The 15,969-nt window shown below is 68.3% G+C and carries 12 protein-coding genes; 9 read left to right on the top strand and 3 right to left on the bottom strand.

The genetic code is table 11. The annotated features are described in order from the left end of the window. The first annotated feature begins 4 nt into the window (after nucleotides 1–4). From C2U31_RS23325 to C2U31_RS23300, 6 genes are all read left to right on the top strand, one after another. Nucleotides 5–1,210 carry a 2Fe-2S iron-sulfur cluster-binding protein gene (locus C2U31_RS23325; RefSeq protein WP_103276533.1) on the top strand — a complete coding sequence of 402 codons (1,206 nt, stop codon included), beginning with the start codon at nucleotides 5–7 and terminating at the stop codon, nucleotides 1,208–1,210. A 51-nt stretch (nucleotides 1,211–1,261) separates the two neighbouring features. Then, complete coding sequence (locus tag C2U31_RS23320; RefSeq protein WP_103274972.1) at nucleotides 1,262–2,287, top strand: ABC transporter substrate-binding protein; 1,026 nt, start codon at nucleotides 1,262–1,264, stop codon at nucleotides 2,285–2,287. Next, on the top strand, nucleotides 2,284–3,093 hold the full coding sequence (locus C2U31_RS23315; RefSeq protein WP_103274971.1) for an ABC transporter ATP-binding protein: 810 nt from the start codon (nucleotides 2,284–2,286) through the stop codon (nucleotides 3,091–3,093). The genes C2U31_RS23320 and C2U31_RS23315 overlap by 4 nt, the downstream gene beginning before the upstream one ends. Further along, nucleotides 3,090–3,866, top strand: coding sequence for an ABC transporter permease (locus C2U31_RS23310; protein ID WP_103274969.1), 777 nt, complete (start codon nucleotides 3,090–3,092; stop codon nucleotides 3,864–3,866). Before C2U31_RS23315 ends, C2U31_RS23310 begins: the two co-directional genes overlap by 4 nt. A 74-nt stretch (nucleotides 3,867–3,940) precedes the next feature. Next, complete coding sequence (locus tag C2U31_RS23305) at nucleotides 3,941–4,567, top strand: TRAP transporter small permease subunit (RefSeq protein WP_103274967.1); 627 nt, start codon at nucleotides 3,941–3,943, stop codon at nucleotides 4,565–4,567. 2 nt (nucleotides 4,568–4,569) lie between these two features. Next, nucleotides 4,570–6,225, top strand: a complete 1,656-nt coding sequence (locus C2U31_RS23300; protein WP_103274966.1) for a TRAP transporter large permease subunit — start codon at nucleotides 4,570–4,572, stop codon at nucleotides 6,223–6,225. A 177-nt stretch (nucleotides 6,226–6,402) separates the two neighbouring features. Here the strand turns inward: C2U31_RS23300 and C2U31_RS23295 are convergent, their stop codons facing one another. Both C2U31_RS23295 and C2U31_RS23290 read right to left on the bottom strand, forming a co-directional pair. Continuing rightward, nucleotides 6,403–7,086 (bottom strand): GntR family transcriptional regulator, encoded by a 684-nt coding sequence (locus C2U31_RS23295; RefSeq protein WP_103274965.1) that lies wholly within the window; start codon nucleotides 7,084–7,086, stop codon nucleotides 6,403–6,405. 83 nt (nucleotides 7,087–7,169) lie between these two features. Next, entirely contained in the window at nucleotides 7,170–8,954 is a 1,785-nt protein-coding gene (locus C2U31_RS23290; RefSeq protein WP_199770877.1) for an IlvD/Edd family dehydratase, read from the bottom strand. Nucleotides 8,955–9,198: 244 nt separating this feature from the next. Here C2U31_RS23290 and C2U31_RS23285 point away from each other — a divergent pair, with 244 nt between their 5' ends. Together C2U31_RS23285 and pdeR are read left to right on the top strand one after the other, a co-directional pair. After that, entirely contained in the window at nucleotides 9,199–10,194 is a 996-nt protein-coding gene (locus tag C2U31_RS23285) for a tripartite tricarboxylate transporter substrate binding protein (RefSeq protein ID WP_103274964.1), read from the top strand. A 211-nt stretch (nucleotides 10,195–10,405) separates the two neighbouring features. Then, a complete protein-coding gene (gene pdeR / locus C2U31_RS23280) occupies nucleotides 10,406–12,415 on the top strand; it encodes a cyclic di-GMP phosphodiesterase (RefSeq protein WP_103274963.1) in 2,010 nt (669 codons plus the stop codon). Between the two features lie 54 nt (nucleotides 12,416–12,469). Here the strand turns inward: pdeR and C2U31_RS23275 are convergent, their stop codons facing one another. Continuing rightward, nucleotides 12,470–13,354 carry a crotonase/enoyl-CoA hydratase family protein gene (locus C2U31_RS23275; protein WP_103274962.1) on the bottom strand — a complete coding sequence of 295 codons (885 nt, stop codon included), beginning with the start codon at nucleotides 13,352–13,354 and terminating at the stop codon, nucleotides 12,470–12,472. A 444-nt stretch (nucleotides 13,355–13,798) separates the two neighbouring features. Between C2U31_RS23275 and C2U31_RS23270 the strand changes: the two genes are divergently transcribed. Further along, complete coding sequence (locus C2U31_RS23270) at nucleotides 13,799–15,901, top strand: TonB-dependent siderophore receptor (protein ID WP_103274961.1); 2,103 nt, start codon at nucleotides 13,799–13,801, stop codon at nucleotides 15,899–15,901. Nucleotides 15,902–15,969 lie beyond the last annotated feature (68 nt).

The following is a 15,969-nucleotide window of genomic DNA, read 5'->3' as shown; positions in this document are numbered from 1 at the left end:
GGGAATAGCCATGGTTCAGGTGACATTGGAAGTGAACGGCAAGCGCGTATCGCACGAGGCGCCCGCGCGCATGCATCTGGGGGATTTCCTGCGGGACCAGGCGCGCCTGACCGGCACCCATCTGGGCTGCGAACACGGCGTCTGCGGCGCCTGCACGGTGCTGGTGGATGGCGCGCCGGTGCGGTCCTGTATCTCCTTCGCGGTGGCCTGCGAGGGACGGCAGGTGACCACCATCGAGGGCTACGACGCCGATCCGGTGATGCAGCGGTTGCGCGCCGCCTTCACGCGGCACCACGCCCTGCAATGCGGCTACTGCACGCCCGGCATGCTGGCGACGTCGCGCGACATCGTGCTGCGGCTGCCGCAGGCGGACGAGGGCAGGGTGCGGGTGGAACTGTCCGGCAATCTGTGCCGCTGCACCGGCTACATGGGCATCGTGGCCGCCGTGATGTCCGTGCTGGCGGAGCTGCGGGCGCAGCCGGATCCCGCCGTGGATGCGCTGCGTGCCGCCCTGGCGCAGGGCCGGGGCGCCGCGCCCGAGGCCGTGCGGCAGGCGGCATTCGCGGGATTCACGCCGGTGGCGGATGGCGCCGGGGCAGCGGCCAAGTCCGCGCCCGTTCCCGCCGCCGCGCAGGCCGGCAAGAAGGAAGGCCGGGGCAGCCAGATCGACGGCGGTTTCACCGTGCCCTTTCCGGCGGCCGAGGTCTGGGCCTTCATGGTGGACCTGCCGGCGCTGGCCAGCTGTCTGCCCGGCGCTTCGATCGAGGAGCATGAAGGCGACCGGGTCAAGGGCAAGATCGCCATCAAGTTCGGACCCATGTCCGCCGCCTTCAACGGCGCGGCCCGCCTGGAGCGCGACGACGCCGCCATGCAGGCGGTGTTCCGTGGCGCCGGGCAGGACTCGCTCAGCCAGTCGCGCGCCAATGGCGACATCACTTACCGGTTGCAAGCGCTGTCGCCCGGCGAGACGCAGGTGCACGTGAACCTGCTGTATTCGCTGCAGGGGCCCCTGGCGCAGTTTTCGCGGTCCGGGCTGGTGCAGGACTTCGTGCGCCGCATGATCGCGGACTTCGGCAACAACGTCACCGCCCGGCTGCGGCGGCCCGCCGCCGCGGGCGAGGCGCCGGTCCAGGCCAGCTTCAATCCCACGGCCATGTTCTTCAGCGTGCTGTGGGCGCGCATCAAGCGGTGGTTCGGCCGGGGCGGCTGAGCGGGAAGCGGCGCCGGCGGCGTCCGGCGTCGACACATAACGGGGAAAATCATGTTCGCGGTAATCGCACGAAACTGGCGCAACGCCTTGTTGGGCCTGGCCGCTGTCGCGCTGAGCGCGCCCGCCTGGCCGCAGGCCCTGGAGCCCTTGCGGGTGCGGCTGGACTGGACGCCCTGGGGCGTGCACGGCGCCTTCCATTTGGCGCAGCAGAAGGGCTGGTACCGCCAGGCCGGCCTGGACGTGTCGCTGGAGGACGGCAACGGTTCGGTGACGACGGTGCAGATCGTCGGCGCCGGCGACAGCTTCGACCTGGGACACGCGGCGCTGGCCTCGGCCATGATCGCCCGTGAAAAGGGCATGCCGGTCAAGGCGGTGGCCGTGTTCGCCAGGCAGAGCGACATCGGGCTGCTGGTGCCGGCCGACGCCGGCATCAGCGGCCCCGCGCAGCTGAAAGGCAAGAAGGTCGCCTACACCGCCGGCTCGCTGGAAGCGCCTTTCATCGACGCCTTCCTGGCGGCCGGCAAGCTCAAGAAAAGCGATCTGGAGCTGATCAATGTCGACGCCGCCAGCAAGGCATCCACCTATGCGGTGGGGCGGGCGGACGCGGCGTTCTCCACCATCCCGTTCTTCCTGCCGGTGGTGTCGCAGACCCGGCCGTCGAACGCAGTGCGCTTCGCCGACTTCGGCCTGAACATGCCCAGCTTCGGCCTGTTCGCCAACGAGTCCAAGCTGGCCCGGCGGCGCGACGCCATCGCGCGCTTCGCCAGCGTGAGCGCGCGGGCCTGGGAGTACATCTATGCGGGGCATCAGGACGAGGCGGTCGCCGCCATCCTGGCGCAGCGTCCGCAGTCCAGGCTGGACAGGAAGGTGCTGCGCGGCCAGATCGACGCCTTGCAGCCGTACTTCGGCCAGCCGGCGGCCGGCGCGCGCCTGGGCGCCATCGTGCCGCAGGATTGGACGCAGGCCGTCGCGACCCTGTCGACCGTGGGGCTGATCGGCGCCGACGCCCAGGCTGCTTCGTTCTACGAGCCTGGCCTGGTGCACGCGGAACGCTACGACAGCCTGGTGCAGCCATGACGCAATGGGCCGTGGCGGCGAACGGCGTGCGCAAGCGCTATCCCGGCGCGGCAGGCGTGGAGGCGCTGGCATCGGTGTCGGTCGAGGTGCCGCGCGGCCGCTTCGTCAGCATCCTGGGACCCAGCGGCTGTGGCAAGAGCACGTTCCTGCGCTGCGTGGCCGGATTGGAGACCATTTCCGCCGGCGACCTGCGGGTCGAGGGCAAGCCGGTGCAGGGGCCGCCGGACGGCATGGGCATGGTGTTCCAGCGCGACGCGCTGCTGGAATGGCGCGACGTCCGCCGCAATATCCTGCTGCCCGTCGAATTCGCGCACAAGCCGGCGGCGGCCTACGCGGACAAGGTGGGCGCGCTGCTGGCCCTGACGGGCCTGGAGAAGTTCGCCGGGAGTTATCCGCGCGAACTGTCCGGCGGCATGCGCCAGCGGGTCGCGATCTGCCGGGCCCTGGTGGACGATCCCAGGCTGCTGCTGATGGACGAGCCCTTCGGCGCGCTGGACGCGCTGACGCGCGACCAGATGAACGTGGAGCTGCAGCGGATCTGGATGGAAACCCGCAACACGGTGCTGTTCGTCACGCACGGCATCGCCGAGGCGGTGTTCCTGGGCGACGTGGTCATGGTGTTCTCGCCGCGTCCGGGCCGCATCCTGGAAACCATGGAGATCGACCTGCCCCGGCCACGGCCGCTGGCGCTGCGCGAAACACCCCGGTTCGGCGAATACGTGCGGCACATCCGTGGCATGTTCCAGCGCATGGGCCTGATCGATGAGGGCGGCGCGGCCGCGCCGGTTCCGGAGGCCATCCGATGATCAGGCTATTGAAAGGCGCGGGCCGGCGCATGGCCGGGCTGGCGTCGGTGCTGGTCTTTCTGCTGCTGTGGGAGGCGGCCGCCCGGCTGTTCCAGGTGCGCGCCATCATGCTGCCGCTGCCGGGCCAGGTGGCGCTGGAGCTGGCGTCCGAGTGGGCCTGGTACGCCGGCCACGCCGCGTACACGCTGATGACCACGCTGGCGGGTTTCGCGCTGGCGGTGGCGTTCGGCGTGCTGACCGCCGTGATGCTGGTGGGATCGCGCTGGTTCGAGCGCTTCATCTACCCCTTGATCGTGGCCTTGAACAGCGTGCCCAAGGTCGCCATCGCGCCCTTGTTCGTGATCTGGATGGGCACCGGCGCCGAGCCGAAGATCGCCATCGCCTTCCTGATCGCGGTGTTCGCGATGATCGTGGACACCGTCCACGGCCTGCGCTCGGTGCCGCAGGACGTGCTGGACCTGGGGCGCGTGCTGAAGGGCTCGCGGCGCGATTTCTTCTTCAAGGTGCGGCTGCCCAGCGCGCTGCCCTCGATCCTGGCCGGCATGAAGGTCTCGATCTCACTGGCCCTGGTCGGCGCCATCGTCGGCGAGTTCGTGTCCTCGCAGCGCGGCCTGGGCTACGTGATCATGAGCGCCCAGGGCACCTTCGACACGGTCCGGGTGTTCGCGGCGATCTTCGTGCTGGCGCTCATGGGCATGGCGCTGTTCTCCTTGCTGGTGTGGCTGGAGCGGCGGCTGACGCCGTGGCTGCGGCATCACCGGGAAGACGGCTGAAAGATGCAAACCCGGGGCGCTCCGGGAAGCCCGCAGGGCAGGCGCCTGATTGGAATCGATACAGGGGAAAACAGATGCAAGCACTACTCGCCTTGTCGCGTGGCATAGACGCGGTCAATCTGCGCGTGGGCCGGGCCGTGTCCTGGGTCACGCTGCTGGTGGTCCTGGTCAGCACCGGCAACGCCATCATGCGCAAGTTCTTTCACGACAGCTCCAATGCCTGGCTGGAGTTGCAGTGGTACATGTTCGGCGCGATGTTCCTGCTGACCGCGGGCTACACGCTGCTGAAGAACGACCATGTCCGGGTGGACATCATCGCCTCGAAGCTGTCGCGCCGGGCGCAGATCGGCATCGAGATCTTCGGCGTGCTGTTCTTCCTGATGCCGGCCTGCCTGCTGATCATGTATCTGTCCTGGCCGGTGTTCATGGATTCGTATCTCAGCAACGAGTATTCATCCAACTCCGGCGGGCTGATCCGCTGGCCGGTCAAGCTGCTGATTCCCGTCGGTTTCGCGCTGCTGGCGCTGGCCGGCCTGTCGCACCTGATCAAGTGCGTGGGCTTCCTGGCCGGGCGCTGCCGCGACCCGCGCGAGCGCGAGGGCGCCAAGAGCGCCGAGGAAGAACTGGCCGAGGAAATTGCCCGCGAAGCGCAGGCGCGCGAAGCCGCCGCACAGAACGAACTGAACGAGAAGGGCCGCTGACCATGGAATTCCTCATCGCCAATCTGGCGCCGATCATGTTCGCGACCCTGATCGGTTTCCTGCTGCTGGGCTTTCCGGTGGCGTTCGCGCTGGCGGCCAACGGCATATTGTTCGGCCTGGTCGGCATGGAGCTGGGCCTGCTCAACTCCTCGCTGTTCCAGGCGCTGCCTCAGCGGGTGTTCGGCATCATTTCCAACGACACGCTGCTGGCGGTGCCGTTCTTCACGCTGATGGGTCTGGTGCTGGAGCGCTCAGGCATGGCCGAGGACCTGCTGGAGACCATCGGCCAGCTCTTCGGCACGCTGCGCGGCGGCCTGGCGATCGCGGTCGTGTTCGTGGGCGCCATGCTGGCCGCCACGACCGGCGTGGTGTCGGCCTCGGTAATCTCGATGGGCCTTATCTCCCTGCCCATCATGCTGCGCTATGGCTATGACCGCCGGCTGGCCAGCGGCATCATCGCGGCTTCTGGCACGCTGTCGCAGATCATCCCGCCCTCGCTGGTGCTGATCATCCTGGCGGACCAGCTCGGCCGTTCCATCGGCGACATCTACCGCGCGGCGATGGTGCCGGGTTTCATCCTGGCGGGGCTGTATATCGTCTACATCGTCATCATGAGCCTGCTCAAGCCGGACTCGGCGCCGGCGCTGCCCGAAGAGGCGCGTCGTTTCCAGGCTCCGAATGGCGGCCGGGGCGGGCGCTCGCTGCTGGTGCTGATGGCGATCTCCGCCGTGTCGGCGTACTTCCTGGGCCTCTGGGTCGAAAACAACACCGCGCCGTTGGACGAGCGCATCGTGGTGGCGCTGCTGTTCTGGGGCGCGACCGCCTTCGTCATCGCGCTGGTCAACAAGGCGTTGGGGCTGGGGCTGCTGTCCGCCCTGGCCGAGCGCGTGACCTTCGTGATGATCCCTCCGCTGGCGCTGATCTTCCTGGTGCTGGGCACCATCTTCATCGGCGTGGCCACGCCGACCGAGGGCGGCGCCATGGGCGCGGTGGGCGCCATCCTGATGGCGGTGGCGCGCCGCCGGCTGTCGCTGGACCTGTTGCGGCAGGCCATGGACACGACCACCAAGCTGTCCTGCTTCGTGGTGTTCATCCTGGTGGGCTCCACCGTGTTCGGCCTGACCTTTCGCGCCGTCAATGGCGATCTATGGGTCGAGCATCTGCTGACGGGCCTGCCCGGCGGGCAGTGGGGCTTCCTGATCGTGGTCAGCATCCTGACCTTCGTGCTGGCCTTCTTCCTGGACTTCTTCGAGCTGGCGTTCATCATCGTGCCCTTGCTGGGGCCGGTCGCCGACAAGCTGGGCATAGACCTGATCTGGTTCGGCGTGATCCTGGCCGTCAACATGCAGACGTCCTTCATGCATCCGCCGTTCGGCTTCGCGCTGTTCTACCTGCGTTCGGTGGCGCCCCGCGAACGCTACAAGGACAGGGTGACGGGCAAGATGATCGAGCCTGTCACCACCGGGCAGATCTATTGGGGTTCGGTGCCGTTCATCGTGATCCAGCTGCTCATGGTGGGCGCGGTGATGGCGTTCCCGGGCATGGTGATGCACTACAAGGGCGACGCCGCCATCGTCGATCCGAATTCCGTGTCGCTGGAAGTGGGCGGCGGCGATGGCGCCAGCGCCTATGGGACGGACGCCAGTCCGTTCAAGTAACAGGGCAGGGGCGGGCTAGTGTGCTGTCCCGTAGGTACGTCCGCATGACGAAATTCATCCATAGACGTCAGGGCTAGGCGCAAACCGCAGCGATACCCGTAGGTATCGCGAGGATTTGCAACGACGCCATGGCGGCTAGGGGTGGATTTCGTGCGGGCGTATCTGCGGGACAGCACACTAGGCGCCGAGCCGGGCCCGTTCCGACGCCAGATAGGCGTCCCGCGATGGCAGCAGGTGGTCGCGGCAGAGCGCCATCAAGGCGTCGCGGTCGCCATCGCGCAGGGCGTGGATCATAGCCCAGTGCTCCTGGCGCGCGCGTTCGCGATAGCCGGGCGATGCCAGCGAGCCGAAGCGGATGGGATGGGTGCGGCGCGCGTATTCCTCGATGGCCTGGCCCAGCACCGTGTTGTCCAGCAAGCCGAAAAGCTCGCGATGAAAGCGCTGGTTGCTGCGGAACACGCGGCGCGCGTCGCCGTCGGCGACCGCCGCATCGTGTTCGCGCTGCACGGCCACCAGCGCCGCCAGCCGCGCCTGCGGCACGGGCAGCGGGATCTGGCTGGCGGCATGCACCTCCAGCACTTGCCGCAGCGCGTACAGCTCCATGACCTCGCGCGCCGAGAAGGCGCGCACCACCGCGCCGATATTGCGCTTTTTCTCCACCGCGCCCAGCGCTTCCAGCTCGGCCAGGATCTGGCGCACCGCGTGGCGCTTGAGGCCGAAGCGCTCCATCAGCTCGTCCTCGGTCAGGCGCTGGCGCGGGTGCAGGCGTCCGAAGACGATGTCCTCTTCCAGCTCGGCCAGGGCGTCCGCGAGCGCGTCGGCGGCGGGTTCTGCGTGGTCGTCGGGGGAGATGGCGTTCATGATCGGCGGTCGGGCTGGGGGTTCGGGCGGTGACGTTCGGGCTGTGATCTAGGCGCGTGCAGCGGGTTGGCGCGGGCCGGCCGCTACGGCTTGGGCACGGTATCCCGGGTGGCGCCGGCGCGCAGGAAGTCGAAATCCACACCCTGATCGGCCTGCGTCACGGTCTGCATGAAGAGTTTGCGGTAGCCGCGCTCGGCCGTGGGACGCGTGACGGGCGCGGCCGCCATGCGGCGCGCCAGCTCGGCGTCGTCCACCAGCAGCGCGATCTCGCGACGCGCCACCGACAGGCGGATGCGGTCGCCATTCTGCACATAGGCCAGCGGCCCGCCGATGGCGGCCTCGGGCGTGACGTGCAGCACGATGGTGCCGGCCGCCGTGCCGCTCATGCGGCCGTCGGAGATGCGCACCATGTCCTTGACGCCGGCCCGCGCCAGCTTCCTGGGGATTGGCATGTAGCCGGCCTCGGGCATGCCGGGGGCGCCGGTCGGACCGATGCGCTTGAGCACCAGGATGTCCTGGGCGGTCACGTCCAGCGCGTCGTCGTCGATGCGGCGGGCCATGTCCTCGGCGTCCTCGAACACCACCGCGCGGCCTTCGTGTTCCATCAGCGCCGGGTTGGCGGCCGACTGCTTGATGATGGCGCCGCCTGGCGCCAGGTTGCCGCGCAGCACCGCCAGGCCGCCCACCGGATAGATGGGCGCGGCCGGGCTGCGGATCACGTCCTGGGGGAAGGGCGCGGGCGCGTCGTCCAGTTCCTCGCCCAGCGTGCGGCCCGAGACCGTCAGCGCGTCCAGGTGCAGCAGCGGCCGCAGCTCGCGCAGCAGCGCGGGCATGCCGCCGGCGTGGTGGAAGTCTTCCATGTAGTGCTGGCCCGAGGGCTTCAGGTCCACCAGCACCGGCGTCTCGCGGCTCATGCGGTCCAGGCCGGCCAGATCGATGTCGATGCCCAGTCGGCCGGCGATGGCGGTCAGGTGGACGATGCCATTGGTCGAGCCGCCGATGGCCAGCAGCACGCGCAGCGCGTTCTCGATGGACTTGCCGGTGATGATGCGATCGGGCGTCAGGCGCGATCGGGCCAGCGCCACGGCGCTGGCGCCGGTGTGCTCGGCCACGCGCACGCGGTCGGCGGTGACGGCCGGGGCCGACGCGCCGCCGGCCACCATCATGCCCAGCGCCTCGGTCAGGCAGGCCATGGTGCTGGCCGTGCCCATCACCGAACAGGTGCCCACGCTGGCCACCAGCTGGTTGTTGACGTCGGCGATTTCCTCGGCGTCGATCTCCTCGGCGCGGTAGCGGCCCCAGTAGCGGCGGCAGTCGGTGCAGGCGCCGACGCGCTCGCCGCGATGCGATCCGGTCAGCATCGAGCCGGTCACCAGCTGGATCGCCGGCACGCCCGCCGAGGCCGCGCCCATGAGCTGGGCCGGCACCGTCTTGTCGCAGCCGCCGATCAGCACCACGGCGTCCATGGGCTGCGCGCGGATCATTTCCTCGGTGTCCATGGACATGAGGTTGCGCAGGTACATGCTGGTCGGCTGCGAGAAGCTCTCGTGCACCGAGATGGTGGGGAAGTCCATCGGCAGTCCGCCGGCCAGCATCACGCCGCGCTTGACTGCCTCGATCAGCTGCGGCGCGTTGCCGTGGCATGGGTTGTAGCTGCTGCCGGTGTTGACGATGCCGATGATGGGGCGTGACAGCGCGTCGTCGGTGTAGCCGGCGCCCTTGATGAAGGCCTTGCGCAGGAACAGGGAAAAGCCCGTGTCGCCATAGTTGGTCAGGCCGCGCGCCACGCCCTGGGGGCCTTGCGCTGGGGTTGGTCCGGCGGCTTGCGCCTGCGCCGGCGTGGGCGTTCCCTTGGTCTTGTCCGTCATCGTCGTTCTCTGTCAGGCCGGGGTTTTGATCTCAATAATATTATTGATAATCCGAGTCCGAGATCATAGCCACCTGGGAAACTGGCCCGCAAGCGCTTTGATGCGGTCTTTTTATTGATTTGATTGGTAGATCAGTCGATAGAAAAATTCTGATTCTTCAATCAGGTCATGGCCCCTACACTGGCGCGGTTGACGAGCCGGGCGTCCGTTCCAATTCTTATACCCATCCCGGCAGGAGACCTACATGCCCGTTATCGCCAGCGGCGCGCGCCGCGCCGTGCTGCTTTCCCTGCTGGCCGTGTGCGCCGGCGCGTCCGTCCCGGCCCTGGCCGCCGACGCCTACCCGGACAAGCCGATACGGCTGATCGTGCCCTATCCCCCCGGCGGCGCCACCGACGTGATCGGCCGCGTGCTGGCCCAGGAGCTGACCGGCGCGCTGGGACAGACGGTGGTCGTGGAGAACCGCGCGGGCGCGGCCGGCAATATCGGCGCCGATCAGGTCGCCAAGGCGCCGGCCGACGGCTACACCCTGCTGATGGGCGCGCTGACCAGTCATTCCATCAATGCCGCCCTGTATCGCGGCCGCGTCACCTACGACGTCGAGAAGAGCTTCGCGCCGGTGTCCATCGTCGGCACCGTGCCGCTGGTGTTCGTGGTCAATCCTTCCGTGCAGGCCACCAGCCTGTCGCAGCTGATCGCCCTGGCCAAGTCCAAGCCGGGCTACATCACCATGGGCTCGGCCGGCAACGGCTCGCCCCAGCACCTGGCCGGCGAGATGTTCAAGCGCGCCGCCGGCGTGGACATCCTGCACGTGCCGTACAAGGGCAGCGGCCCGGCCATGACCGACCTGATGGGCGGCCAGGTGCTGAGCATGATCGAAACCGTGCCCGCCGCCCAGGGCAGCATCAAGGCCGGCAAGCTGCGCGCGCTGGCGGTGACCTCGGCCGAGCGCGTGCCGGCGCTGCCCGACACGCCCACCGCCGCCGAGGCCGGGCTCAAGGATTTCGAAGTCAGCTCCATGTTCGGCATCGTCGCGCCCGCCGGCACCCCGGCGCCGGTCGTCGAGCGTCTGAACGGCGAGCTGAAGAAGATCCTGGCCAAGCCGGACGTGAAGGCCTCGCTGCTGAACCAGGGCGCGATCGCCACCTGGACCACGCCGGCCGACGCCGGCGCGCGGGTGTCGGCCGAAGTGGCGCGCTGGACCAAGGTGATCGACGAGGCCGGCGTCAAGCCGGAATAAGCGGATCGCGGCGGGCGCTTCCGGGGCTTCCGGCGGCCTCCGCCAGCAAAGGCTTGCAACACGTTCGTGTTAGGCGCAAGCCCGGGCCGGCTCTCGCGCACCCCCCTCGAGGCTGGCCGGAAGCGTTGCTTTCTCATATAGTGGTTGACCCCGGCTTGGCTAGGCCGTAATGTATTTTGCGAGCCATTCCAAGACGGCGCGGGGGAAGACAATGGCCGATTTCCAGGACGACAATCAGGACGACAGGTCGCTCCTGTACCAATACTTCGGCACGCACAGCCCATATTGGCGGCTGGCGAGCGATAGCGATGCCTTCGAGCTGTCCGCGATCAAGGGCGCGGCCAATATCGCCACGGCGCTGAGCCCGGAGCAGGCCGCCGCCATCCGCGACCTGACCGGCATCACCTCCAGCCTGCGCATCGAGGTCAAGCTGTATGGCGAGCCCATCGGCCTGCACCTGGTCGGGCGCAAGATCAATCCCAAGGAATGGGCCGGCACCGCGTCGGCCTACTCGGACACCGAATCGGTGGCCAAGGACCTGGTCGAGGGCCTGTCCTTCGCCGAGACCGTGGTGTCGCAGGCCAACTCGGTCATCGTCATCGTCGACCAGCACGGCCGGGTGCAGCGCTTCAACAAGCTGAGCGAGGAATACACCGGCAAGCGCGAGCAGGACATCGTCGGGCGCAGCGTGTTCGACATGTTCATGACCCGCGAGGAGGCCTCGGCCTCCCGCCGCAACATCGCCGCCTTCTACCGCAACGGCCAGTCCTACGAGGTCGAGCGCCTGATCAACACGGTCAAGGGCCCGAGGCTGTTTCTGTTCCGCAACAAGTTCGTCACCAGCGGTAGCGGCGAAAAGCGCGTCTATCTGATCTGTTCGGGCACCGACATCACCGAGGAGCGGCAGGCCCAGGAACGCCTGCGCGTGCTGGCCAACACCGACGTGCTGACCAATCTGCCCAACCGCCATGCCATCACCGCGCAGCTGCAGGCGGCGCTCTCGGCGGGCGAGGGCGGGCGCGGCGGCGTGCTGTTCCTGGACCTGGACAACTTCAAGCGCATCAACGACCACTACGGCCATGGCTTCGGCGACCAGCTGCTCAAGGCGGTGGCGCTGGCCATTTCCGGCTGCCTGGCCGAAGGACAGACGCTGGCGCGGCTGGGCGGCGACGAGTTCATCGTGCTGCAGGAGGGCGCCGAAGTCCACGAGCTGGAGGCGACCTCGCAACGCATCATCGAGCGGCTGCGCGAGCCGTTCCGCCAGGGGCTGATCGAGGTCTACACCAGCTGCTCGATCGGCATCGCCATGTATCCCGAACATGGCGCCGACCTGGACAGCGTGGTGCGCAGCGCCGACATCGCCATGTACGTGGCCAAGGAATCGGGGCGCCACACCTATCGCGTGTTCCTGCCCGAGATGGACCGCCGCAACGCCGATTACGTGTGGCTGGACACCAATCTGCGCAAGGCCATGGCCGACGGCCACCTGATGCTGCACTACCAGCCCAAGCTGTCCGGCCGCACCGGCGAGCTGGACGGGGTCGAGGCCCTGCTGCGCTGTAAGTCGCCCGAGCGCGGCATGGTCGGCCCCGGCGCCTTCATTCCCTACGCCGAGGATTCGGGGTTGATCGCGCCGCTGGGCGTGTGGGTCATGCGCGAGGCCGCGCGCCAGGCGGCCGCCTGGAAGCGCGAGGGCCTGAACATCCGCGTCGCGGTCAACGTCTCGGCGCGCCAGCTCGAGGACAAGGGCCTGGTCAGCGAGTTCATGAGCGCGCTGTCCGACGCCGGCCTGGATCCCTGCATGCTGGACATCGAACTCACCGAGAGCTGCCTGATCGAGGACGAGCATTCGGCCATCGAGCTGATCAAGCAGTTCCGCAAGCTGGGCGCGCGGGTGCACCTGGACGACTTCGGCACCGGCTATTCCTCGCTGTCGCAGCTGGCGCGCATCCCGCTGGACGCGATCAAGCTGGACGCCAGCTTCGTGCGCGGGGTCAACGAGAACCCGGTCTCGCAGGCGCTGGCGCGCGCCATCGTGACGGTGGCGCGCACGCTGGAGCTGAAGGTGATCGCCGAGGGCGTCGAGACGTCCGAGGAAACCGCCTTCCTCGACACCCTGGGCGTGGATGCAAAGCAGGGCTATCTGTACGCCAAGCCCATGCCGGCGGCCGAGTTCACCGAATGGCTGGCGCGGCGGCGTCGGCTGCACCTGATCGCCTGAGCGCGTGCGCCGGGTCGCCCCGGCGCCTGCACGCGCCCGCCGCCGCGCGGGCGCTCAATGCATGGTGGCTTCCATGCCGGCCTCCGGCCCGGCGGCGCTGCGCCGGTTCTGCGCAATGACCAGCCGCTCCATGTAGGCGCGGTCCTTCGGGTCGATGGAGAAGGCGGCCTCGACCCAATCCTCGGTGATGTCCATCAGTTCCGAGCGCGACAGCCGCAGCACGCGCTGGCGCGCGCGCAACATGGCGCGCGTGCCGTTGAGCTTGGGCCGCAGCACGTCGATGAAGGTGCGCGTGGCCTTGTAGGCGTCGCCCGGCTCGAACAGCACGTCGACCAGGCCGCGCGCCTGGAACCACTCGGCCGTGTGCGACTCGCCGGTGCCGATCAGTTCTTCGGCCAGCCGCATGCCCGAGCGCCGCGCCACCAGCGAATAGCCGCCCATGCCGGGGAAGAGGTTGAAGGCCATTTCGGGAAAGCCCATGCGGGCATTGTTCTGCGCCAGCACGAAATGGTGCGCCAGCGCGGCCTCGAAGCCGCCGCCCAGCGCGGTGCCCTCGATCATGGCCAGCGAGATCGCGCCGGTGTCGAAGCCGCGGCTGGCGGCGTGCACGCAATCGACGCAGGCGCGCGCGTAGGCGCGCAAAGCCTCGCGCCGGCCGCCCCGGATCGCTTCGGAAAAGAAGTTCAGGTCGCCGCCCACGTTGTAGATCTGCGGGATCAGTGAGCCCGTTACCCAGAAGTCGATGGGCAGCCCGGAGTCCTTGGCGGCGCGGGCCAGCGTCATGATCTCGTCTATCAATTCATGGTTGAAGCAGGGCCGCGGCTGGGCCCGCAGCATCATCCATATGACGCGTCGTCCCTCCTCGTAGTAGGCGGAGATCTGTTTCAGGTTGCCAGCTTGGGCAAAAGGATGGCAGTCCGGATGCATGAGTTGATTCATTGCTGTCGTCCAATCGATGAAGGTGAGTCGGAGTACTGCGGGGCCAGCCTAATACAGAGCCTTTCCTGCCCGCCTCATGCTTCGCTCCTCCGTGTGGCCATGCTTGCGTGTAGGCCAAAGACCCGAGTGCATCGGCGCGTGCCGGCCTCGTTGCGTCCAGGCTCGGCCGATCGGACGAGGACGGCCTGGGCGCAAGGGATGAGGGCCCTCGCGAGTTTGCGGGTATCGAAGGGCGCGGCGGGCATCGGCGGCGTACTCGTGCGGATGGGGGAGGACCGCGTGCGCCGGACGATCGACGGCCGGGAGGAGGATGGACGGCTGTTGTCCATCCGCAACGAGGCGCGCGCGGGGTATTAGTTATGAGAAGGTTCTTATTTACGAATGAAAGTGATTCTCGATAATATTCCGTCTCGATAAGACCTACTCACCACCGCAGCTCGCACCATGCACGTTCTCTTCAAGCCGCGCGCCCTGACCCTGGGCGTGGCCCTGGCTCTGCACGCCATCCCCTTTGTTTCCGTCCACGCGCAGACCGCGCAATTGCAGCCCATCAGCGTCGAAGGCCAGAGCGTCGACGATCCGCGCGTGCCGCAGGTCACCACCGCCACCCGTACCCAGACGCCGGCCCGTTACGTGCCGCAGGCCATCGACAGCGTCAAGGTCGAGAACGTCCAGAGCTACGGCGTCAGCACGCTGGGCGAGGCGCTCTCGGGCATCCCCAACGTCTCCAGCGCGCAGGACACGCGCTTCGATTCGCTGCGCATCCGCGGCTTCGACGCCAGCAACGACTTCTACCTGGACGGCATCCGCGACGACAGCCAGTACGTGCGCGACCTGCACAACATCGAGCGCATCGAGGTGCTCAAGGGCCCGGCCGCCGTGCTGTACGGTCGCGGCAGCCAGGGCGGCATCGTCAATCGCGTCAGCAAGGCGCCGCAGCCGGGCCGCGAGTCCTCGCTGGAGGCGCAGGGCGGCAGCTGGGGCCTGCGCAGCTTCTACGGCGACCTGAGCGCGGACCCCAGCGACACGGTCAGCGTGCGCCTGAACGTGGGCCAGGAAGACGTCGACAGCTTCAGCCACAAGATCGGCGGCAAGCGCCAGCTGCTGGCGCCGTCGCTGAACTGGCGCATCACGCCGGACCTGGACTGGCTGGTGCAGTATGAATACAGCCGCTACGATCGCACGCCGGATCGCGGCATCCCCAGCGTCAACGGCCGTCCGGCCGACGTGGGCCGCCGTACCGTCTATGGCGACCCGGACCGCGACTACATCGACGACCGCGCCCAGTCCTTCCGCTCGCGCCTGGCCTACACGGTGGCGCCGGGCTGGCAACTGCGTCACACGCTGGGCGTGTTCGCGCTGGACAGCGAGTTCGACAACACCTACCTGACCGGCTACAACGCCGCCACCGGCAAGGTCAGCCGCACGCGTTGGCAGCAGGACCTGCGCACGCGCAACATCAGCAACAACTTCGAGGCCGAGGGCCTGTTCCATACCGGCGCCATCGAACACCGCGTGCTGTTCGGCATGGAATTCGCCAACCAGGATCGCTCGCCCAGGCTGTACACCGCCGCCACGCGCGGCCCCGGCGCGCAGCCCGTGCCGACGCTGGACCTGTACGACCCGGACCTTTCGCGCCAGCACCAGGGCGCGATGACGATCAACAGCGACGCGCGCCACAAGGTCCGCACCCAGGGCTACTACGTGCAGGACCAGATCAAGCTGAACGAGGCCTGGCAGGTGCTGCTGGGCCTGCGGCTGGACCGCTTCAACATCGATTCGACCAACCGCCTGCTCGACGCCTCGGCCTCGCGCAGCAGCAGCGGCGTCAGCCCGCGCGCCGGCGTGGTCTGGACACCGCTGCGCGACCATTCCTTCTACGCTTCGTACAGCAAGACCTTCTCGCCGACCGGCGGCGGCCTCATCGGCATCACGCCCAACGCGCGCGGCAATACCAATGAGCTGGACCCGGAGCGCACCCGCCAGTACGAAGTGGGCGTCAAGAGCGACTGGCTGGACGGCCGCCTGAGCACCACGCTGGCGTTCTACAACCTGGAGCTGTACAACCGCCGCACCACCGATCCCAACGATCCGAGCATCGTGCTGCTGACCGGCCTGCAACGATCGCGCGGCGTGGAGCTGACCGCCGCAGGCCGCCTGCAGGGCAACTGGTATCTGCGCGGCGGGCTGGGCCTGCAGAACGCGTCGATCGTCGAGGACAACAACGGCCTGGCCGGCAACCGCGTCGGCAACGTGGCGCGCCGCAATGGCAGCGTGTTCCTCACGTACAAGCCGGCCGAGGGCCTGTACGGCGAAACCGGCGTCACCTTTGTCGGCCAGCGCTATGCCGACAACGCCAACACGGCGGTGCTGCCCGGCTATGCGCGCTGGGACGCGCTGGTCGGCTATCGCACGGGTCAGTGGGACTGGCGCCTGGCGGTGCGCAACCTGACCGACAAGACCTATTACGCGTCGGCCACCAGCGCGGGCCAGATCCGCATCGGCGAACCGCGCACCGTGGTGGCGACCGCGCAGTACCGGTTCTGAGCGGGGCGTTGTTCCAAGCTGGGCAAGTCCCGGCTTGCAATCGGCAGGGGCAGGGGTAGGCTTCTGCT

Source organism: Achromobacter sp. AONIH1 (assembly GCF_002902905.1).
Classification (GTDB): domain Bacteria; phylum Pseudomonadota; class Gammaproteobacteria; order Burkholderiales; family Burkholderiaceae_B; genus Achromobacter.
This window is presented reverse-complemented; position numbering and strand designations above follow the sequence as displayed.